Origin of the sequence: Micromonospora sp. NPDC005197 (genome assembly GCF_040608295.1) — a bacterium.
Classification (GTDB): Bacteria; Actinomycetota; Actinomycetes; order Mycobacteriales; family Micromonosporaceae; genus Micromonospora.
In genome coordinates this window covers 18,483-38,027 of sequence record NZ_JBEXHY010000011.1, presented here as the reverse complement: position 1 = coordinate 38,027, position 19,545 = coordinate 18,483, and the positions used below count along the sequence as shown (strand labels likewise).

Genomic DNA, 19,545 nt, shown 5'->3' with positions numbered 1-19,545 from the left:
CCGCGCCGGTCGTACGGCGACGGGTGGCAGACTCGTCGGCGTGAACGACATGGCCGCATCGACGGTGGACGGCGAGCTGGAGAGCGTCAGTCTGGTGGACCTCGCCGTCTCCCGGCTGACCCGGGAGATCCTCAGCGGCAAGAGCGACCCGGGTGAACGCCTCGTCGAGGAGCAGTTGACCCGCCGGCTGGGGATCAGCCGGGCTCCGCTGCGGGAGGCGCTGCGGTTGCTGGCCCAGCAGGGCCTGGTCGAGCACGTGCCCCGGCGCGGAGTCCGGGTGGCCACCCTGTCCGACCGCGACGTGCGGGAGCTGTACGAGCTGCGGGACGTGCTGGAACGATTCTCGGTGCGAGCGGGGATCCCGGTCGGCCGGGAGAGCGACCTGGCGGGGTTGCGGGCGACGCTGGACCAGATGCGGGAGGCGACCGGGGCCGGCGACCGGATGACGGTCGCGGAGTCGCACCGGGCGTTCCACGTCGCGCTGGTGGCGCTCGCCGGCAACCGTCAACTCTCCGCCGTGTACGGCTCGATCCTGGTGAAGTTGCAGCTCTACATGGCGATCAACCTGCGCCGCGAGGCGGAGGTGGCGCAGCCGCTGGACGGGGTCCACCGGCACGAGCGGCTGTTCGAGGCGGTCGTCGGGGGAGACCCCGAGGAGGTTCTCGCCGTGCTGTCCGCGCACGGGGCGCGTTCGTACCTCGACTAGGCCCCCCGGCCGGGGTACGCGTGCCGTCATGTCCTCGTTACAGAGCGCGTGATTCGCTGTAACAGAACGGTCGACAATCGACAGTATGCCAGAACGAGTGGAGTCCATCTCGGAGCTTCGGACGGCGTACCGCGAGGGTGGCCGGACCCCCGTCGACCAGGCCGAGCGCATCCTGGACGGCCTGGCCGGGCGCGACGGCGAGCCGGTCTGGATCAGCACCGTCCCGGCCGACCGCCTGCGCGAACGGGCCGAGTCGCTGACCCGCCACGGTGATCCGGCACTGCCGCTGTACGGGATCCCGTTCGCGGTCAAGGACAACATCGACGTCGCCGGCATGGTCACCACGGCCGGCTGCCCCGACTTCGGATACCTGGCCGCCGAGGACGCTCCGGTGGTGCGCCGACTGCTCGACGGCGGCGCGCTGCTCGTCGGCAAGACCAACCTGGACCAGTTCGCCACCGGCCTCACGGGGGCCCGCTCGCCGTACGGCAGTTGCCAGAGCGTCTTCGGCGGCGGCCTCATCTCCGGCGGCTCCAGCTCCGGCTCCGCGGTCGCGGTCGCCGCGGGCCAGGTCAGCTTCGCCCTGGGTACGGACACCGCCGGCTCCGGCCGGGTGCCCGCGGCGCTCAACGGGATCGTCGGCCTCAAGCCCACCCGGGGTCTGCTCAGCACGGCCGGCGTGGTGCCGGCCTGCCGTTCGCTGGACTGCGTGTCGGTCTTCGCCCCTGACGTGGCCGGCGCCCTCGACGTGCTGCACGCGGCCCGTGCCGTCACCTCGGCCGACCCGTGGGGACGTCCGTTGCCGGCCGAGCGGGTGGTTCCCCGCATGCCGGGGACCCTACGCCTCGGGGTGCCGCGGGCAGAAGACCTCGAATTCTTCGGCGACACCGGGCAGGAGGCCCGGTTCGCCGCCGGCGTGCAACTGCTGCGTACCCTCGTCGGGTCCCCGCGGTCGGTGCCGCTCGGCCCCTTCTTCGCGGCGGGGGACCTGCTCTACCAGGGGCCCTGGGTGGCCGAGCGGCTCGTCGCGCTGGGCGGTTTCCTGCGGTCGCACCCGGAGTCGGTCCTCGCGGTCACCCGGGCCGTGCTGGAGACCGGGTGGCGCTACGACGCGATCGACGCCTTCCGGGGCCAGCACCGGCTGCGCGAGCTGCGCGCGCAGGTCGACCAGCTCTGGCAGGACGTCGACGTGCTGGTCGTGCCCACCGTCGGCACCACGTTCACGCTCGACGAGATCGCCGAGGACCCGATCGGGCGCAACGCCATGCTCGGCCGCTACACCCAGTTCGCCAACCTGCTCGACCTGGCCGCCGTGACCGTACCCAACGGGTTCACCGCCGTCGGCCGGCCGGCGAGCCTGACCCTGCTCGGCCCGGCGTTCAGCGACACCACACTGGCCCGGCTGGCCGCCACCCTCACCGAGGGCGGTCCACCGACCGGGGCGGTCGAGGCCAGCTCACCGCCGGCGCAGCGCCCGGCGGACGTGCTGATCGCCGTGGTCGGCCGGCACCTGGCCGGCGAGTCCCGCAACGGCGAGCTGCTCGGGCACGGCGCGGTCCTCGCCGGCACCGCCCGCACCGCGCCGCTCTACCGGCTCTACCGCATGGACACGCCCGACGGCGAGGGACTGCCCGGTCTGGTCCGGATCGCCCCGGACGGGCCGTCGGGCCATCCCATCGAGGTCGAGCTGTGGCGGTTGCCCAGCGCCGCGGTCGGTGGGCTGCTGACCGGCGTGCCCGCACCCCTCTCGCTCGGGTGGGTCCGCCTGCACGACGGGCGGGACGTGCTCGGTTTCCTCTGCGAAGCGTATGCCGCGGGCCCGCCGGCCGAGGACATCAGCGCCAGCGGTGGGTGGCGGGCCTACCGCCGTTCCGCCGTCCGGCGCTGACGCGGGCGGCACCAGCGATCACGACAGGAGGCGAGAGGATGGGCAGCATCGGGCCGGTACCGGCCAACCCCTACCCGTGGCCGTACGACGGCGCGGCCGACACCGCGCGTACCGCACTGCTCTGCATCGACTGGCAGACCGACTTCTGCGGGCCGGGCGGCTACGTCGACGCGATGGGTTACGACATCGGCCTCACCCGGGCCGGCCTGCCGGCCACCGCCCGGCTGCTGGAGCACGCCCGATCGCTCGGGATGCTCGTCGTGCACACCCGGGAGGGGCACGACCCGCAACTGTCCGACCTGCCGGCGAACAAGCGGTGGCGCTCGGCGCGCATCGGCGCCGAGATCGGGGCGGCCGGCCCGGCCGGCCGGATCCTGGTCCGGGGCGAGCCCGGCTGGGAGATCGTGCCCGAGGTCGCCCCGGTGGCCGGCGAGGTGATCATCGACAAGCCGGGCAAGGGCGCCTTCTACGCCACCAACCTCGACCTGGTGCTCCGCACCCGGGGCATCACCCACCTGATCCTCACCGGCATCACCACCGACGTCTGCGTGCACACCACCATGCGCGAGGCGAACGACCGGGGTTACGAGTGCCTGATCCTCTCCGACTGCACCGGCGCCACCGACAAGGCCAACCACGACGCCGCGCTGCACATGGTGACCATGCAGGGCGGCGTCTTCGGCTGCGTCACCACATCCGAGGACGTCATCGCCGCCACGGCGAAGTGAGGTGCGCCCATGTTGACCATCGCCGCACGACCCGGCCCGTACTCCTTCGACCTCCCGAGCACCGCGCTGCTCGTCATCGACATGCAGCGCGACTTCCTGGAGCCCGGCGGCTTCGGTGCGAGCCTGGGCAACGACGTCAGCCAGTTACGCACGACGATCGCGCCGCTCGCGGCGCTGCTGGCCGACGCCCGCGCCGTCGGCCTGACCGTCGTGCACACCCGCGAGGGGCACCTGCCCGACCTGTCCGACTGCCCGCCCGCCAAGCTCCACCGGGGCGCGCCGAGCAAGCGGATCGGTGACCCCGGCCCCAAGGGCCGGATCCTGATCCGCGGCGAGTACGGCCACGACATCATCGACGAGGTGGCGCCGCTGCCCGGCGAGCCGGTCATCGACAAGCCCGGCAAGGGCGCCTTCCACGCCACCGATCTGGACGCCCTGCTCGCCGAGCGGGGCATCCGCAGCCTCCTGGTCACCGGGGTCACCACCGAGGTGTGCGTGCACACCAGCGTCCGGGAGGCCAACGACCGCGGGTACGAGTGCCTCGTGCTCGCCGACTGTGTCGGGTCCTACTTCCCCGAGTTCCAGCGGGTCGGGCTCGACATGATCGCCGCCCAGGGCGGGATCTTCGGGTGGGTCGCCGACTCGGCGCAGGTACGCGCCGCGCTGCCCACCACGTCCGCGTTGCAGCCCTCTTCCTGACCGGGAGCAGCCATGGTCCCCACGAAGCCCACAGTCGTCCCGCTCCCGTACTGGGTGCGCGGCGACACCAACGCGTTCTTCGGTTTCGGCGTCAACGTCCTGGTCAACGTGCTCACTCTGACCGGGCTCTGCATCGCCGTGGTGAACCTTCCCGAGGGGGAGGTGTTCGGCACCATCCTGCCGGCGCTCGGCATCGCCCTGGTCGCGGGCAACGTCTACTACACCTACCTGGCCCGCCGGCTGGCCCGGCGGGAGAACCGCAGCGACGTGACGGCTCTGCCGTACGGGCCGAGCGTGCCGCACATGTTCATCGTCATCTTCGTCATCATGCTCCCGATCTACCTGCGCACCCAGGATCCGGTGCGGGCCTGGGAGGCCGGGCTGGCGTGGGCCTTCATCATCGGCGTGATCGTGCTGATCGGCGCGTTCGTCGGGCCCTACATCCGCCGGTACGCGCCCCGGGCCGCGCTGCTCGGCACCCTCGCGGGGATCTCGATCACCTTCATCTCGATGAACCCGGCTGGGCAGATGTGGCGCATGGCCTGGGTCGCCCTGCCGGTCTTCGCGTTGCTGCTGATCGGTCTGCTCACCGACGTGAAGCTGCCGTTCAACTTCCCGATCGGGCTCGCGGCGCTGCTCGTGGGCACCGCGATCGGCTGGGCCGGCGGGGCGATGTCGGTGCCCGACGTCACGGCGGCCGCGCGGGACATCGCGGTCGCCGTACCCTCGCTCAAGCTGGACCTGCTGGTCACCGGGCTGGCCGACATGGCGCCGTTGCTGGCGACGGCGATTCCGCTCGGCGTCTACAACTTCACCGAGGGCATGACCAACGTGGAGAGCGCGGCGACCGCCGGGGACAACTACAACCTGCGCAGTGTGCTGCTGGCCGACGGCGCGGGCGCGGTGATCGGTGCGGCGCTCGGGTCGCCGTTCCCGCCCGCCGTCTACGTCGGCCACCCGGGCTGGAAGGCGGCGGGTGGACGCAGCGGCTACTCGATGGCGACCGGCGTGGTGATCGCGGTGCTCTGCTTCCTCGGCATGTTCGGGCTGCTCGCGGCGATCTTCCCGACGGCGGCCATCGTGCCGATCCTGCTCTACATCGGTCTGCTGATCGGGGCGCAGGCGTTCCAGGCGACCCCACGGGCGCACGCCGCAGCCGTGGTCGCCGCGCTGATCCCCAACATCGCGGCCTGGGCGACCGGGCAGATCGACAACGCGTTGGCGGCGGCCGGCACCAGCGCCGCCGCGGTCGGCGACGACGCGCTCAACGGCGCCGGCGTGGTGTACGACGGGCTGCTGGTGCTCGGCCGGGGAGCCATCCTCGCCGGCCTGGTGCTCGGCGCGGTGGTGGTCTTCATCATCGACAAGCGGTTCGTCCGGGCGGCGATCTTCGCCGGCACCGGCGCGGTGCTCTCGTTCATCGGGCTGATCCACGGCGAACGGATCGAGTGGAACGCCAACGGACAGGTGGCGCTCGGCTACCTCTTCGTCGCGGCGATCTGCGTGATCGTCGCGCTCGGTCGGCCCACACCGCGCGATCCCGACCCGGAGGAGGCCGAGCTGGACCGGCCGCCCAATCCGGCCGCGTCCACCAGCCCCGCCACCGATCGAGCTGAAGACGAGCAGAAGACGTCGGCCCTGAGCGGCTGAGCCGGCGGTCCCGGAGGAGATGCCGACGCTTTCCCACCGGGCCGGCCAGGTGCCGACCCGACGGATCGAGAGGACGTACCGCGTGGAGATCGATCGGACGGACGTGGTCGCCGAGGTGGCGGCGGCCTTCGCCGGCTACGAGCGGGCGCTGGTCGACGGCGACGCCGAGGGGATCTGCGGGTACTTCTGGGACTCCGACCGGACCGTGCGGTTCGGCCTCGCCGACCACCAGTACGGGTTGGACGAGCAGCGCAAGTGGCGGGCCGCGCAGCCACCGCTGCCGGCCGGCCGCCGGCTGGTCGACCCGATGATCAGCACGTTCGGCGCGGACCTCGCGGTCGTGACGACCCGCTTCGGGTACGCCGGCGCCGCCGCCACCGGGCGGCAGACCCAGACCTGGGTACGCCTGCCCGTCGGCTGGCGGATCGTCACCGCCCACGTCTCCGAACCGGCCGCGGACCCCGGCTGAATGGACCCGACGGCTCGTCGGCTTCGAAAGAGGGCTCGACGAAGCACCCCGTCCGGCATGGACGGGGTGCTTCGTCGGTTCAGCCGACGTCGGTGCCGGGCACCGGTCGGGCCTCGTCCGCGTTCGACGCCGGGGCGGCCACCTCGATCCGGGGCGACCGGTCCGGCGGAAGATGAGCGCGGTCGGCGATCACGACCACGTCCACCTCCCCGTCGATCATCTTCTGTTCGACGGCCTCCCACGGGGCCCGCATGATCCCGTTCAGTCGGTAGTCATGCTGGCGGAGGTGGGTCAGACACGTCGCGATGGCGTGCTCCGACGGCTCGATGTCGGCGGGTACCCAGATAACGGCTAGTTCCATGATCTCTCCTGATCAACGTCGTGGACGCGGGTGGAAGATCAGGAGCTGCCGTGGCGGTGGGGGACCCCGCTCCACGGGCCGACCGGCCGCGTGGCTGTCGAAGGGGAGGACGGCACGCCCCCGGTGCAGCGGTGCGATGGACGGCGGCCCGCCGGTCGCCGACGCCTTCTGGTCGAGCCCACTGGCGCCGGCGCCGGCGGGTGCGGACACGAATGCCGGCACCAGCGCCGGTTGCCCCGGGAGGGGCCCGACGGGAGGGGGCGGTGCCGATAGCGGTTGCGCGGTCCTCGTCGCCAGCGTTCGAGCCGGCGCGCCGCCGTTGACGATGCGGGGGAGGCTGGCCCGGTACGCCATCGCTGTCACGTGGGTCGGCGGCGGTGGCGACGGTGGCGCGGTGGTGCGTGCGGCCGGCGCGGCCGACGCCGACGGAACGCGCGCGGCCGGCGGCGGGGACGACTGTCGCGCACGAGGTGGTCGGGTTGCCGCGGCGGTCGACGGTACGACCGACAGCGCAGCGGTGACGGTCGGCAGGGGCAGGGGGACGGCCGTCGGCACGGGCCGGGGGACGGCTGTCGGCACGGGCCGTGGGAGGGCCGTGGGCACGGGTCGGGGGAGGGCTGTCGGCAGGGGCAGGCCGACGTCCAGCGGCGTCTCGTCCACGTCGTGTAGCAGCGCCCCGACGATCCCCGGTGCGGTGGCGTCTTCCGCCGGTGCACGGGTGGTCGGCGACGGTGACGGCAACGGGGCGGCGTGTGCGGGCTCGGCGCCCAGGGCAGCGCCGAGGGCTGCCGCCCCCAGCGCTGCCGCGCCGAACGCCGCCGCGCCGAACGCCGCCGGCGGCGAACACCGCGTCGGCCGCCTCACGCCGTCCCATCCATGCGCGGACTTTTGCCCCCGGGCAACTCGGGCTACACCTGTCGCGGGCCGATCCGCGGCCACCGCGCCGGTCCGGCTTCGCCGGGCGCGAGCGGCGCGCGGATTCCCGCCCGGCGCCCCTGCGGTACGCGCGGCAGGTGACCTGGACTGTGAGCGATAACAAGGCCATTGCCCGGTGCGCCCACAGCGTCGAGGCCGCATGGATCGTCGACCCGTTCCCGTACGGACGTCGACAGGTGGCAATGATGCACGCTCCGCGAACCGATTCGGCCGGGCGGCTATGTGGCCGGCTCGTTACGTCTTGACGAACAGCATGTTATCGCTCACTCTCGATGCAGAGGTCGGCGGCGTCGGTGGCTCACCGGGCGAGTCCCGCGGTCGCGCCTCGAAGCACGGCGTCCCCGGGCAGCGGACGTCGTCTCAGGACTCGCGTGGTTGCCGGCGAGCGCCGGCCAGGCTGCGTGCGCCGGTGCGCAGTGCCCAGGATGACCGTTGCGGATTCCTCGGCTCACGCCGGCGTCCGCCACCGGGATCAGTCCGTCCTGAGTGAAGTGGCACATCACCACCACCGATGCAACCACTGAGAAGGAACGACATGAGACCCAAGAAAGCTCTGCTGGCGACGGCGACCCTCGCGGTCGCACTGACCGCGGGTATGACGGTGGCGCTGGCGCCCATGGCCAGCGCCGGAACGACGTTGCGGGCGTCGGCGGCCGAGAAGGGCCGCTACTTCGGCGCCGCCGTCGCGACGGGCAAGCTCTCCAACAGCCAGTACGTCGGCATCCTCAACAGCGAGTTCAACAGCGTCACCCCCGAGAACGAGATGAAGTGGGACGCCACCGAGCCGTCCCAGGGCCAGTTCAGCTACACCGGTGGTGATCGTCTCGTCAGCCACGCGCAGGCCAACGGCATGAGCGTGCGGGGGCACGCGCTGTTGTGGCACGCCCAGCAGCCGGGTTGGGCGCAGGGCATGTCCGGCACCGCGCTGCGCAACGCCGCCATCAACCACGTCACCCAGGTCGCCACCCACTTCCGGGGCAAGATCTACGCCTGGGACGTGGTGAACGAGGCGTTCGCCGACGGTGGCAGCGGCGGCCGACGGGACTCGAACCTTCAGCGCACCGGCAACGACTGGATCGAGGCGGCGTTCCGCGCCGCCCGCGCCGCCGACCCCGGCGCCAAGCTCTGCTACAACGACTACAACACCGACGGCATCAACGCGAAGTCCACAGGGATCTACAACATGGTGCGCGACTTCAAGTCCCGCGGCGTGCCGATCGACTGCGTCGGCTTCCAGTCCCACCTCGGCACCACGTTGGCCAGTGACTACCAGGCCAACCTGCAGCGCTTCGCCGACCTCGGCGTCGACGTGCAGATCACCGAGCTCGACGTGATGACCGGCTCCAACCAGGCCAACATCTACGCCTCGGTGACCCGCGCCTGCCTGGCCGTCGCCCGCTGCGCCGGCATCACGACCTGGGGCGTCCGGGACAGCGACTCCTGGCGCGGGTCCGACAACGCGCTGCTGTTCGATGGATCGGGCAACAAGAAGCCGGCGTACACCTCAGTCCTCAACGCCCTCAACGGGGGCAGCACCTCACCCACCACGCCCCCGCCGAGCACCGGGGTGGACACCACCGCCTGGTACGTGCTGGTCAACCGCAACAGCGGTAAGGCGCTCGACGTGTACGGACGGGCGACCACCGACGGCGCGCGGATCGACCAGTGGGCCCGCAACGACGGCGCGTGGCAGCAGTGGCAGTTCGTGGACTCCGGTGGCGGCTACTACCGACTGAAGTCCCGCAACTCCGGCAAGGTGCTGGACGTCTACAACTTCTCCACCGCTGACTCCGCGGCGATTGTGCAGTGGAGCGACGGCAACGGCACGAACCAGCAGTTCCGGCTGGCCGAGTCCTCCGGCGGCTACCTGCGCCTGATCAACCGCAACAGCGGCAAGGCCGTCGAGGTGCAGGGCGCGTCGACCGCCGACGGCGGGAACATCGTGCAGTATGCCGACTGGGGCGGCAACAACCAGCAGTGGCAACTGGTCCGTGTCGGGTAGCCACCTGACCCGCTGAACCGGCAGCGCGGTGGCGCGGACACACCTCGTCCGCGCCACCGTCGCCGCTGACCGCGACGCCCAGCGGTACGCGACCGTTGAACCCGGTGCCTGCACATCCACGCTTCGGACAGCGGATGGACAAGCCCAGGACTATTGGAGAGCATCTATTTCATGATTATCCGGTCCGCCACCCCGCCACCGACCACGGAGAACGCGACGCCCGAGCCGACCTCGGACGACCGGCCACCGGCCGATTGGGGTCGATGGCGCTGGGCCCGTTCCGAATGGACCGTGGCGGTACTGGCGAGCCTGCTGCTGGCGGCGGTGCTGACCTGGCCGACGCTGCGGCATCCGGCGAGCACGATCCCCGGCGACCTGGGCGACCCGCTGTTGCAGGCCTGGCAGGTCGCCTGGTCGGGGCACGCTCTGCTCAGCAACCCGGCCGACCTCTGGCACTCCAACACGTTCTACCCCGAGAAGTACACGTACGCCTACAGCGACACCCTGCTCGGCTACGCGCCGATCGGGATGCTCGGGTCCGGCTTCGAGGCCGCCGTGGTCCGGTACAACGTGCTGTACGTGCTGCTGCACGCCTTGGCGTCCCTCGGGGCGTACGCCCTGGCGCGGCAGCTCGGCGCGAACCGGTGGGGCGGGGCCGTCGCCGCGATCGCGTGGGCGTACGCGCCCTGGCGGTTGGCGCACTCCGGGCACCTGAACATCCTGTCCAGCGCGGGAATCGCGCTGTCGCTGGCCATGCTGGCCCGTGGTCACGGCTGGTCGCTGCGCCACGGGTACCGGCCGGAGCTCCGCCGGCCGGGCTGGGCGTTGGCCGGGTGGCTGGTCGCCGCCTGGCAGATCAGCCTCGGCTTCGGCATCGGTCTGCCGCTGGTGTACTTCCTGCTGGCCGCGGTGCTGGTGGCGGCGGGTTGCTACGGCTGGTCCTGGTGGCGGCGGCGGGAGCGCCCGCCGTTCGGCCGGCGGCTGCTGCTCGCGGATCTGCTCGGTGGGGGTGCGTTCGGCGCGGTGACGCTGCTGCTGGGCATGGTCTACCTGCGCGTCGTCGATCTCAACCCGCAGGCCGAGCGGACGCTGGACTGGACGAAGATGTTCTCGCCTCCGCTGATCGGGTTCGTCACCGCGCCGGCGGACTCGTGGTTGTGGGGCGAGCGGCACGCCGCCGCACGCGAACAGTTGTCCTGGCCGCCGGAGATGGCGCTGCTGCCGGGGATGATGCTGATCGGGCTGGCCGCGGCGGGGCTGTTCCTCTCGGTGTATCCGCTGCGCCACCGGGTCGTGCTGGGGCTCGGCGTGCTCGGCACGGTGCTGCTGGGCCTGGGCGCCACCCTCGGCGGTGACGGCGACCCGGGCTACCTGACACTGTCCACGCTCCTGCCGGGCTGGGACGCGTTGCGCACCCCCGGGCGGATGATGCACTGGACGAGCCTGCTGCTGGCGGTGCTGGCCGCCGGCGCGGTGACGGCGCTGGCCGAATCGCTGCGCGAGTCCTCGCCCCGCCAGTGGACGCGGATCCTCACGCCGCTGGTCCTGCTGGTGCCGTTGACCATGGTCACCCTGGAGGGCGTGAACCGGACACCCCACCCGACCGTGCCACAGCCACCGGCCGCGATGCGGACGGTGCAGGACCCGATCCTGGTGCTGCCGGCCGGCAGCGTGGGCGATCTGACGTACATGTTGTGGACGACCGACGGGTTCCCCCGGGTGACCAACGGTCTGGCCGGCTTCGAGCCGGTCAGCCAGGCACAGACCCGGACCGCGGTGGCGTCGTTCCCCGATGCGGGCAGCGTGGCGTACCTGCGGGGGATAGGCGTGCGGTCGGTGGTGTTCGTGCCGAGCCGCGCCGTGGGGACGCCGTGGGAGGGCATCGCGGCCCGGCCCGTCGACGGGCTGGGTATCACCCGGGAGGATCTTGATGGCACGCTGGTCTACCACCTCTGACCGCGCGGGCGACGGACCGGCCGACGGCGGATGCCCGGGTACGGGCGGGGCGGGGTGACGACAGTGCGATTGTCAGTCGTGGTGCCCTGCTTCAACGAGGAAGCGTCGGTGGAGCGGTTGCACGAGACCGTGTGCGCCGCCCTCGCCGAGCTGCCCGACGTGGACGTCGAGGTGGTGTACGTCGACGACGGCAGCGAGGACGGCACCCTCGCGGCGCTGCGCCGGCTCGCCGCCGCGGACCCCGCTGTCTGCTACACGTCGCTGAGCCGCAACTTCGGCAAGGAGGCGGCGATGCTCGCCGGGTTGCAGCGGGCCACCGGCGACGCGGTCGTCATCATGGACGCCGACCTGCAGCATCCGCCGCGGTTGCTGCCCGAGATGGTGATGCTGTATCAGCAGGGCTTCGACCAGGTGATCGCCCGTCGGGACCGGCGTGGCGACCGGTTCGTGCGGATGGTCGCCTCGCGGTCCTTCTACCGCCTGATCAACTGGTGGATCGACGTGCGCCTGCAGGACGGGGCGGGTGACTTCCGTCTGCTGTCCCGACTGGCGGTGGACGCGATCCTGGCGATGCCGGAATACAACCGCTTCTCCAAGGGACTGTTCTCCTGGATCGGCTTCCGGACGGCGGTGGTGGCCCACGCCAACGAGACCCGGCAGTCGGGGCGGAGCCGGTGGACGTTCGGCAAGCTCTTCAACTACGCGTTCGACGGCCTGCTGTCGTTCAACAACCGGCCACTGCGCCTGGCGATCTACGGCGGCCTGTTCCTCACCCTCATCGCGCTGGTCTACATGGCCTGGGTGGTCGCGGACGCCGTCGAGAAGGGCATCGACGTTCCCGGCTACACCACCATCATCGTCAGCGTGATCGGGCTCGGCGGCATCCAGATGACGATCCTGGGCGTGATCGGGGAGTACATCGGCCGGATCTACTACGAGACCAAGCGCCGACCCCACTACCTGGTGCAGGAGACCGAGCACCTGCTCGCGGAGAACGGCGAGGCGCCACGGCTGCCGGTCTCGCCCGCGCCACGCTCGGCCGCGCGCGGCCCGCGGACGGTCCCGGCCCGGGAGGACTCCCTCGGCCGGACTCCCGCACCCCACCGGCGGGAGGCCCACGACCGCGACACCGGCTGACCGGGACCGGCGGGTGTCGGGCGTCCGCCGGAGTGGAGTCGGTCAGCGACCGCAGGACCGGCACGCGCTGCGGGTGCGCAGGTGGTAATCGCTGGACGCGGCGAGAAGGCCCAGCCCCAGGAGGCAGTACGCCGACATGGCCACCCAGAGGAACAGGTCGGAGAACTCGCCGGCCGATCCCGATGCCACCTGCGTCAGCCCCATTCCGAAGTAGGCCACGACGCCCGCCCCGAGCCCGAAGCCGGGCACCAGCAACAGCCGTCGGGGGATCGTGCGGCCGGCGAGCAGCGGCACCCATCCCGGCCAGACCTCACCCCAGTGCCGCACCAGTGCCAGCGGCAGCAGCACCCCGGCCAGCACCAGACCGATCTCCAACCCGATCACCGAGGCGTCCTGCGTGAGACCGTCGAAGCCCACCACCGCCTGGGCCGCGAACCGGGTCACGAGGCCGGCCACCGCCACGTACGCGGCCCAGCGTGCCCACGGCGCGGGTGCCGCGCGCCGCTGGCCGGGTCGGACGGTCCGGCAGCAGTCCGGGCAGTCGCCCCGGGTGCGCCGCTGGTAGCGGGCGGTGGCCAGGCCGAGCAGGGCCGCTCCGGTGACGCACCCGAGCCGGCTCGCGAACGCCACCGGATCGAAGGACGGGCCGGCGGCGAACAGCAGGAGGCTCACCAGCTCCGGCAGCAGTATCGCGGCGGCCGCGACCAGCGCCCCGCCGAGGGCCCAGGCGAATCCCGCGAGCATCGGCCGCCAGGTCGTCGCCCGGTCCAGCGCCACCGCCGTCGCGCCTGCGGCCAGGCACAACGCCACCGACCGCCAGCCGGTGAAGCCGAGCAGGTCGGATCCGAACGGGCCGAACTCCGGCGCCTCTCCGACCGTCCACGCCAGACGTACGCCGCCATAGGCCACGGCCCAGGCGAGTACGGCGTACGTCAGGCCGTTGCCGCTCCTGCGCGCGATCGCTGTCGGTGTCGTCATGCGTCCGATCCTCGCGGGGCCCCGACCGGAGCGGTCCCCTCCTGTCGGGGAAGGCGCTCCCCGCAGGGAGGGAGCCGCGGTGATCGATCTTGATCCTGCGGCCGTTCCCCCGTACGCTCGGAGCATGGTTGAACATGTTCAAAAACTGGTGCCGACCGAGAATCGACCGTGAAGATCGTCATTCCGGGCGGCACCGGCCAGCTAGGCGCGATCCTGGACCGGGCGTTGACCGCGCAGGGTCACGACGTGGTGCTGTTGACCCGCTCGCCCAGGGGTGCGCGTCAGGTTCGCTGGGACGGCGCCACGCTCGGCGACTGGGCCCGGCAGATCAACGGCAGCGATGTGGTCATCAATCTGGCCGGGCGCAGCGTGAGCTGTCGGTACACCCCGGAGAACCTCGACGCCATGATGCGCTCACGGGTGGAGTCGGCGCGGGTCGTCGGCGAGGCCATCGCCGCGGCCGACCGGCCGCCCAGGGTGTGGATGCAGATGAGCACCGCGACCATCTACGCGCACCGCTTCGACGCCGCCAACGACGAGCGCGACGGCGTGCTCGGCGGCGGCGAGCACGGTGTGCCCGGGTACTGGTCGTACAGCGTCGCTATCGCCCAGAACTGGGAGGCCGCGCAGGAGCGGGCGGCGACTCCCCACACGCGCAAGGTTGCGCTGCGCTCGGCCCTGGTGATGAGCCCCGACCGCGGTGGCGTGTTCGATGTGCTGAGCTGGCTCGCGCGGCTCGGGCTCGGCGGCTCGGTCGCGGGCGGTGGGCAGTACGTCTCGTGGATCCACGACCAGGATTTCGTCCGCGCGGTGTGCTTTCTGATCGACCGCGACGACCTCGCCGGGCCCGTGAACCTGGCCGCGCCCGGCGCGGTGCCACAGCGGGAATTCATGCGGGCGCTGCGGTCGGCCTGGCGGATGCCGGTCGGCCTGCCGGCCACCAGGTTGATGGCGGAGGTCGGCGCGTTCGTGCTCCGGTCGGACACCGAACTGCTGTTGAAGAGCCGGCGCGTCGCCCCGGGCCGGCTCTCCGCCGCGGGCTTCACGTTCGATCATCCGTGGTGGCCCGATGCAGCCGTGGACCTGGCCCTGCGACGCCGGCACGCTGGCGCGGTGGGGCGTGGGGGAGCGCGCGGTCGCTCACACCCCCACGCCCGGTCGCCGCGCGACCGACCCCCGGGGGCGGTCAGAGAGTGAACACGAGGGTCGAGATGCTGCGTGCGCCGACGTTGATGGTGGCCTGTCCTCCGTTCACGCTGGTCGGCTGGCTGGCCGCGTTGGCGTTCTGCGAGGTGAGGTAGTACTCGGCCCTGCTGACGTTCTGCGGCGCCTGGATCACGGCGTTGTTGACCGCGCTGTTCGACCGGTTGAGGATCACCAGCGTGATCTTGCCGTCGCCCTGGTAGGCGGTCACCTCCAGCGGCGAGGCCTTGGAGCTCTTGGTCAGGGCCACCCGTTGATAGCCCGGCCGGACGTACTTCGCGTACTGGGAGAACGCGTACCCGCGCTTGAGCGGAGCGCCCGCGGTGGTGCCGTAGGCCGCCTCGCCGTCGCCGATGAAGGAGTAGTAACGCTTGCCGTACCACCAGATGTAGGCGCTCCAGTTCGACTCCATCGACTTGTGCACCGTGCGCATGATGTCGTCGAGCGTCTCGTTCCAGACCGCCAGGTTGGCGGGGTTACCCCAGATGTTGGAACCGCCGCCGTCCGCCTCGTGGTAGTTCCACTCGGTCATCCAGACCGGCTTGTTGTACTGGGCGGCCAGGGAGTACGGCGCCAGCCGACCCGCGGCCTCGGTGCCGTACAGGTGGCCGCCGATGTAGCCGATGTTGTTCCGGGCGGTCGCGTCGTTCAGGGTCGGATCGGTGTAGCCGTAGTTCATGTTGACCGCCTCGGCGACCATCAGCTTGCTGTTCTGCACCTTGGTGCCCTGATCACGGACGAAGTTGCGCAGCTCGGTGCCGCTCCAGTCCATCGAGTCGTAGTCCGGGTGCCAGTCCGGCTCGTTCTGCACCGACGTGACGTCGATGGTCACGCCCTGGCCGCGCATGTACTGGACATAGCTGTTCAGATGGTTCGCGTAGTCGTCGTAGTAGTCGGTCTTCAACTTGCCGCCGTTGGTTCGGCTGTTGTTGGTCTTCCACGCCGCCGGCGCCGTCCACGGTGAGGCGAGGATCTTCACACCGGACCCGTACGACTTCGCCGTCTTCAACGAGTTCACGTGGGTCGACCATTCGCTGGACACCGGTGAGAGGCCGGTGCGCACGATGGACAGCCCGAGCTGGTTGGCACCCATCCCGACCAGCGTCTGGGTGTCGGTCGTCGACCAGGCGCTGCCCCAGATGGACTGCGCGGCCCCGAACCCGTCGATCGTCTGGTACCGGGTGGCGCTGTTCACCGTGATGTCCGCCGGCCCGGTGGGCGGCGGAGTGGTGGGTGGCGGCGTGGTCGGCGGCGGTGTCGTCGGGGGTGCCGAGGTCGGCGGCGGTGTGGTCGGTGTCGTGCCGCCGGTGCAGGTCACACCGTTCAGCGCGAAGCTGGACGGATCGGGATTGCTGCCCGTCCACGAGCCGTTGAACCCGAACGATGCCGTGCCGTTGGTGGGGATGGCCCCGTTGTAGCTGACGTTCTTGGCGGTGACCGCGGCGCCGCTCTGGGTCAGAGTCGTGTTCCACGCCTGCGTGACCGTCTGGCCAGCGCTGTAGGACCAGGTCAGCGTCCAACTGCTGACCGCGTCGCCGAGATTGGTGATGGTGACGTTCGCGCCGAAGCCGCCCTGCCACTGCGACGACACGGCATAGTTCACCGCACAGCCGGCGGCTGCGGCGCCGGCCGGCGCCGCCAGGGCGACCGCCGTCGACGCCAGCAGGACGGCACCGGCCGAGACCAGGGCGGCGTTGGTCACTCTTCGTTTTCTCATGAGACTTCTCCTGAAGGGGTGGTGGCGGCCGACGCGTCCGGTGGTGCGGTCTTCGGGCGAGCGCCGGGCGGTACGTCAGCAGTGCGTCAGGCGATGCTCGGGAGCGCTCCCAAGCGTGCGGCGGCGGGGTGTCGAAATATCGCCCGTCCAGTCCAGTCCCGCATGGCAACCCGCGACATCACCTGTCGGCCACCCACTCTCGCGCTACGCAGACAGGCGCGGAGAAGACACCGGGGGAACGCCGGTGCGGAGGCCGGGACGGCGGCACCGATCGGCCCTCGTGCCATCGGTCGCGGATACGCGAGCGGCGGCAGGACTGATGGTGCGGCGAACGGGTCCAGCGGGACTGTGGCACCCTCCTCTGTCGGCCGGTTCCTGGGGCGGGCCGGCCTCGCTGCTCATTCGCGGGCTCGCGGGTGAGTGCCGCACGGCGAGCGTACGAAACAGTTTCTTGTTGCCAGGAATTTATTTCGTCAAGTGGTGCCTGTCAATGCGTCTTGCGTACGCGAGCAGGAAGTCGACGGTCCCGGTGCCGCCGGGCTGGCCCGGGGCGACGGGCAGACCGGGTTCGCTGTTCAGGACGTAGAAGCCGCCGCTGCCGATCAGGCGGGGTTTCGCGGCCATCGTCTGCGCCGCCATGGTCGCGCCGGTCGGCCGCACCACGCTGTCGAGCAGGAGCCGGAAGAGGTTCGTGTTCAGGTTCGCGACGTGGAGCACCCGGTACGAGCGGGGGGCGGGAGCGCCGGTGCTCGTCAGTCCCCAGATCGGCACGATCTGGTTGCGCCACCGCGACGGGTTGTTCGTGATCGTGCTGTCGTGGATGTTGAGCTGGGTCTGGATGCCCGAGTGGATCCCGGCCAGGTGGATGTGCAGCTGGTCCTGCGTACGGATCGCCGGGTCGGCCGAGTTGATGCCCAGCCCGACGTGGGGATAGACGACGTGTCCTGCCTGGCCCGGTTGGGCGTTGTCCCACGCGTCGAGCCAGTAGTTCGGCGCGCTGGCGGTGGTGATGAACGGGCACTCGATGCCGCGGATCCGACAACTGGGGACCAGCAGGAAGTCGTGGTTCGACCCGGTTCCTCCATTGAGGATCACGTAGGTGGGGGTGGTCCGCAGGCACTGGGGGAACGGAGGGCCGGTCCTGGTGCCCTCGCAGACCTGCACCCTGTCCCAGAGGTCGCAACGTCTGCAAAAAACCTGCAAACGCTAACCCTTGCCCAGAGGGAAACCGCCTTCCTACGATTGCGTTACATCGATGTTTCATCGCCGAACTGGGCGGGCGCGTATCGGGATGCGCTGTCGACGACGCGCCGCTTGGCCAGCGGTTTCGCCGCGCACGCCAGGGCGATGAGGTTCTCCGCGATGAGCAGACAATTGATTGCCGTCAATGCATGCTGATCGACTTGAATCGCGTACCCGTGGAGGGTCGGCGCGTCGATCGCCGCTGCCGTCGGCACATTCAGACGATGACGAAGGAGACGCGACATGAGACGACCAGTCGCACTGCGACTTCTGGCAGCGCTGGCCACGGCCGCTGTCGGGATCGCGGTCGGGGGAACATTGTCCACCCCGCAGGCGTCGGCGGCGGCCGGCACCGCCACCGGCTACGCCACCCAGAACGGCGGGACCACCGGCGGCGCGGGCGGGCAGACGGTACGGGCCAGCACGGGCACCGCGATCCACGCGGCGCTGTGCGGGCGTGCCAGCAGCAGCACCCCGATCACCATCGAGGTGACGGGGACGATCAACCACGGCAACACCAGCAAGGTGTCGGGTTCGAGCTGCAACACCGCCGACGGCGTGATCGAGCTCAAGCAGATCAGCAACGTCACCATCATCGGGGTCGGCAGCGGTGCGATCTTCGATCAGTTGGGCATCCACATCCGCGACTCCAGCAACATCATCATCCAGAACGTGACGGTCCGGAACGTCAAGAAGTCGGGTTCGCCCACCTCCAACGGTGGAGACGCCATCGGCATGGAGAGCACGGTCCGCAACGTCTGGGTCGATCACGTCACCCTGGAGGCGTCCGGCGGGGAGTCGGAGGGCTACGACGGCCTGTTCGACATGAAGGACAACACCCAGTACGTGACCCTGTCGTACAGCATCCTGCGCAACTCCGGTCGTGGCGGCCTCATCGGCTCCAGCGAGAGCGACCTCTCGAACGGCTTCATCACGTTCCACCACAACCTGTACGAGAACATCGACTCCCGTACGCCGTTGCTGCGCGGCGGCATCGCCCACATCTACAACAACCACTACGTGAGCCTGCACGAGTCCGGCATCAACTCCCGGGCCGGCGCACGGGCCAAGGTGGAGAACAACTACTTCCGGAACTCGAAGGACGTCCTGGGCACCTTCTACACCAACGAGCGCGGCTACTGGCAGGTCAGCGGCAACACCTTCGACAACGTCACCTGGTCCAGCGCCGGCAGTGAGAACTACCCCGCCGGCCCCAACCCGACGTCCAACACCACCGTCAGCATCCCGTACGCGTACCGCCTCGACGGCGCGAGCTGCGTACCGGACGTCGTCCGTCAGACGGCCGGCGCCAACACGGGCCTGCGGGTCTCCGACGGGAGCTGCTCGCCGCAGACGCCGCCGCCGACCACCGCGCCGCCGACCACCGCACCGCCGACCACGCCGCCGCCGACGAGCGGGACCAACCTCAGTCTGGGAGCCGGGGCCGACGGTTCCAGCAAGGCCAGCGGGACCAGTTACGGCAACGTGCGCGACGGCGACATCAGCACCTACTGGTCGCCGGCCGGATCGACCGGCTCCATCTCGATCAAGTGGGGATCCGCCACCCGGGTGTCCCGGGTGGTCATCCGGGAGCCCTCCGGGACCCAGGGCTCCATCGGCTCCTGGCAGCTCGTCAACCACGACACGGGCGCCGTCCTGGCCTCCGGCAGTGGCGCGGGGGCGATCACCTTCACCGCGACGGCACTGAGCAAGATCACCTTTAGGATCACCAGCTCAAGCGGTGCGCCGCGGGTCGGCGAGTTCGAGACGTACGCCAGCTAGCCGCCGGATGGGCGGGGGTGGCGGCCGGGCCGCTCCCGCCACCGTCGTGGTCCACGAAGGACGCGGGCCGGATCGCGCTGGTCCCGGGCAG

16 protein-coding genes are annotated in these 19,545 nt (G+C 71.0%); 11 read left to right on the top strand and 5 right to left on the bottom strand.

The genetic code is table 11. The annotated features are described in order from the left end of the window. Positions 1-49: 49 nt before the first annotated feature. The 6 genes from ABZU46_RS06850 to ABZU46_RS06825 all read left to right on the top strand — a co-directional run bounded on the left by ABZU46_RS06850 (position 50) and on the right by ABZU46_RS06825 (position 6,140). Positions 50-706 carry a GntR family transcriptional regulator gene (locus tag ABZU46_RS06850; RefSeq protein WP_354855532.1) on the top strand — a complete coding sequence of 219 codons (657 nt, stop codon included), beginning with the start codon at positions 50-52 and terminating at the stop codon, positions 704-706. Positions 707-791: 85 nt separating this feature from the next. Beyond that, positions 792-2,594 (top strand): allophanate hydrolase, encoded by a 1,803-nt coding sequence (gene atzF / locus ABZU46_RS06845; protein WP_354855492.1) that lies wholly within the window; start codon positions 792-794, stop codon positions 2,592-2,594. 38 nt (positions 2,595-2,632) lie between these two features. After that, positions 2,633-3,322: an isochorismatase family cysteine hydrolase gene (locus tag ABZU46_RS06840; protein ID WP_354855491.1), complete on the top strand. Its 690-nt coding sequence runs from the start codon at positions 2,633-2,635 to the stop codon at positions 3,320-3,322. 9 nt (positions 3,323-3,331) lie between these two features. Then, a complete protein-coding gene (locus ABZU46_RS06835) occupies positions 3,332-4,021 on the top strand; it encodes a cysteine hydrolase (RefSeq protein WP_354855490.1) in 690 nt (229 codons plus the stop codon). A gap of 12 nt (positions 4,022-4,033) precedes the next feature. Continuing rightward, a complete protein-coding gene (locus tag ABZU46_RS06830; RefSeq protein WP_354855489.1) occupies positions 4,034-5,671 on the top strand; it encodes a regulator in 1,638 nt (545 codons plus the stop codon). A gap of 82 nt (positions 5,672-5,753) precedes the next feature. Beyond that, positions 5,754-6,140 carry an AtzH-like domain-containing protein gene (locus ABZU46_RS06825; RefSeq protein ID WP_354855488.1) on the top strand — a complete coding sequence of 129 codons (387 nt, stop codon included), beginning with the start codon at positions 5,754-5,756 and terminating at the stop codon, positions 6,138-6,140. Between the two features lie 79 nt (positions 6,141-6,219). Here ABZU46_RS06825 and ABZU46_RS06820 read toward each other — a convergent pair whose 3' ends face one another. Further along, on the bottom strand, positions 6,220-6,501 hold the full coding sequence (locus ABZU46_RS06820; protein ID WP_354855487.1) for a hypothetical protein: 282 nt from the start codon (positions 6,499-6,501) through the stop codon (positions 6,220-6,222). A 1,471-nt stretch (positions 6,502-7,972) separates the two neighbouring features. On the opposite strand from ABZU46_RS06820, the gene ABZU46_RS06815 reads away from it, so the two are divergent. From ABZU46_RS06815 to ABZU46_RS06805, 3 genes are all read left to right on the top strand, one after another. After that, positions 7,973-9,439: an endo-1,4-beta-xylanase gene (locus ABZU46_RS06815; protein ID WP_354855486.1), complete on the top strand. Its 1,467-nt coding sequence runs from the start codon at positions 7,973-7,975 to the stop codon at positions 9,437-9,439. A 171-nt stretch (positions 9,440-9,610) separates the two neighbouring features. After that, positions 9,611-11,395, top strand: coding sequence for a hypothetical protein (locus tag ABZU46_RS06810; protein WP_354855485.1), 1,785 nt, complete (start codon positions 9,611-9,613; stop codon positions 11,393-11,395). A gap of 54 nt (positions 11,396-11,449) precedes the next feature. Then, entirely contained in the window at positions 11,450-12,532 is a 1,083-nt protein-coding gene (locus ABZU46_RS06805) for a glycosyltransferase family 2 protein (protein WP_354855484.1), read from the top strand. Positions 12,533-12,574: 42 nt separating this feature from the next. On the opposite strand, the gene ABZU46_RS06800 is transcribed toward ABZU46_RS06805, so the two are convergent. Then, positions 12,575-13,510, bottom strand: coding sequence for a hypothetical protein (locus ABZU46_RS06800; protein WP_354855483.1), 936 nt, complete (start codon positions 13,508-13,510; stop codon positions 12,575-12,577). Positions 13,511-13,678: 168 nt separating this feature from the next. Here ABZU46_RS06800 and ABZU46_RS06795 point away from each other — a divergent pair, with 168 nt between their 5' ends. Next, a complete protein-coding gene (locus tag ABZU46_RS06795; RefSeq protein ID WP_354855482.1) occupies positions 13,679-14,707 on the top strand; it encodes a DUF1731 domain-containing protein in 1,029 nt (342 codons plus the stop codon). On the opposite strand, the gene ABZU46_RS06790 is transcribed toward ABZU46_RS06795, so the two are convergent. The 3 genes from ABZU46_RS06790 to ABZU46_RS06780 form a co-directional block, all read right to left on the bottom strand. Then, on the bottom strand, positions 14,697-16,430 hold the full coding sequence (locus ABZU46_RS06790; protein ID WP_354855481.1) for a cellulose binding domain-containing protein: 1,734 nt from the start codon (positions 16,428-16,430) through the stop codon (positions 14,697-14,699). The two genes, ABZU46_RS06795 and ABZU46_RS06790, sit on opposite strands and share 11 nt — an antisense overlap. A 465-nt stretch (positions 16,431-16,895) precedes the next feature. Further along, the gene (locus ABZU46_RS06785; protein WP_354855480.1) at positions 16,896-17,594 is read right to left on the bottom strand and encodes a CDP-diacylglycerol diphosphatase; all 699 of its coding nucleotides are present in this window, start codon (positions 17,592-17,594) and stop codon (positions 16,896-16,898) included. Positions 17,595-17,677: 83 nt separating this feature from the next. Next, positions 17,678-17,887, bottom strand: a complete 210-nt coding sequence (locus ABZU46_RS06780) for a hypothetical protein (RefSeq protein WP_354855479.1) — start codon at positions 17,885-17,887, stop codon at positions 17,678-17,680. Between the two features lie 28 nt (positions 17,888-17,915). Between ABZU46_RS06780 and ABZU46_RS06775 the strand changes: the two genes are divergently transcribed. Then, positions 17,916-19,454: a pectate lyase gene (locus tag ABZU46_RS06775; RefSeq protein ID WP_354855478.1), complete on the top strand. Its 1,539-nt coding sequence runs from the start codon at positions 17,916-17,918 to the stop codon at positions 19,452-19,454. Positions 19,455-19,545: the final 91 nt, after the last annotated feature.

Excerpts from the sequence above, each read along its gene's own strand:
- ABZU46_RS06810 (WP_354855485.1), top strand. The coding sequence starts at position 9,611 with ATGATTATCCGGTCCGCCACCCCGCCACCGACCACGGAGAACGCGACG.
- ABZU46_RS06830 (WP_354855489.1), top strand. The coding sequence starts at position 4,034 with ATGGTCCCCACGAAGCCCACAGTCGTCCCGCTCCCGTACTGGGTGCGC.
- ABZU46_RS06835 (WP_354855490.1), top strand. The coding sequence starts at position 3,332 with ATGTTGACCATCGCCGCACGACCCGGCCCGTACTCCTTCGACCTCCCG.
- ABZU46_RS06815 (WP_354855486.1), top strand. The coding sequence starts at position 7,973 with ATGAGACCCAAGAAAGCTCTGCTGGCGACGGCGACCCTCGCGGTCGCA.
- atzF (WP_354855492.1), top strand. The coding sequence starts at position 792 with ATGCCAGAACGAGTGGAGTCCATCTCGGAGCTTCGGACGGCGTACCGC.
- ABZU46_RS06850 (WP_354855532.1), top strand. The coding sequence starts at position 50 with ATGGCCGCATCGACGGTGGACGGCGAGCTGGAGAGCGTCAGTCTGGTG.
- ABZU46_RS06820 (WP_354855487.1), bottom strand. The coding sequence starts at position 6,501 with ATGGAACTAGCCGTTATCTGGGTACCCGCCGACATCGAGCCGTCGGAG.
- ABZU46_RS06800 (WP_354855483.1), bottom strand. The coding sequence starts at position 13,510 with ATGACGACACCGACAGCGATCGCGCGCAGGAGCGGCAACGGCCTGACG.
- ABZU46_RS06775 (WP_354855478.1), top strand. The coding sequence starts at position 17,916 with ATGAGACGACCAGTCGCACTGCGACTTCTGGCAGCGCTGGCCACGGCC.
- ABZU46_RS06840 (WP_354855491.1), top strand. The coding sequence starts at position 2,633 with ATGGGCAGCATCGGGCCGGTACCGGCCAACCCCTACCCGTGGCCGTAC.
- ABZU46_RS06790 (WP_354855481.1), bottom strand. The coding sequence starts at position 16,430 with ATGAGAAAACGAAGAGTGACCAACGCCGCCCTGGTCTCGGCCGGTGCC.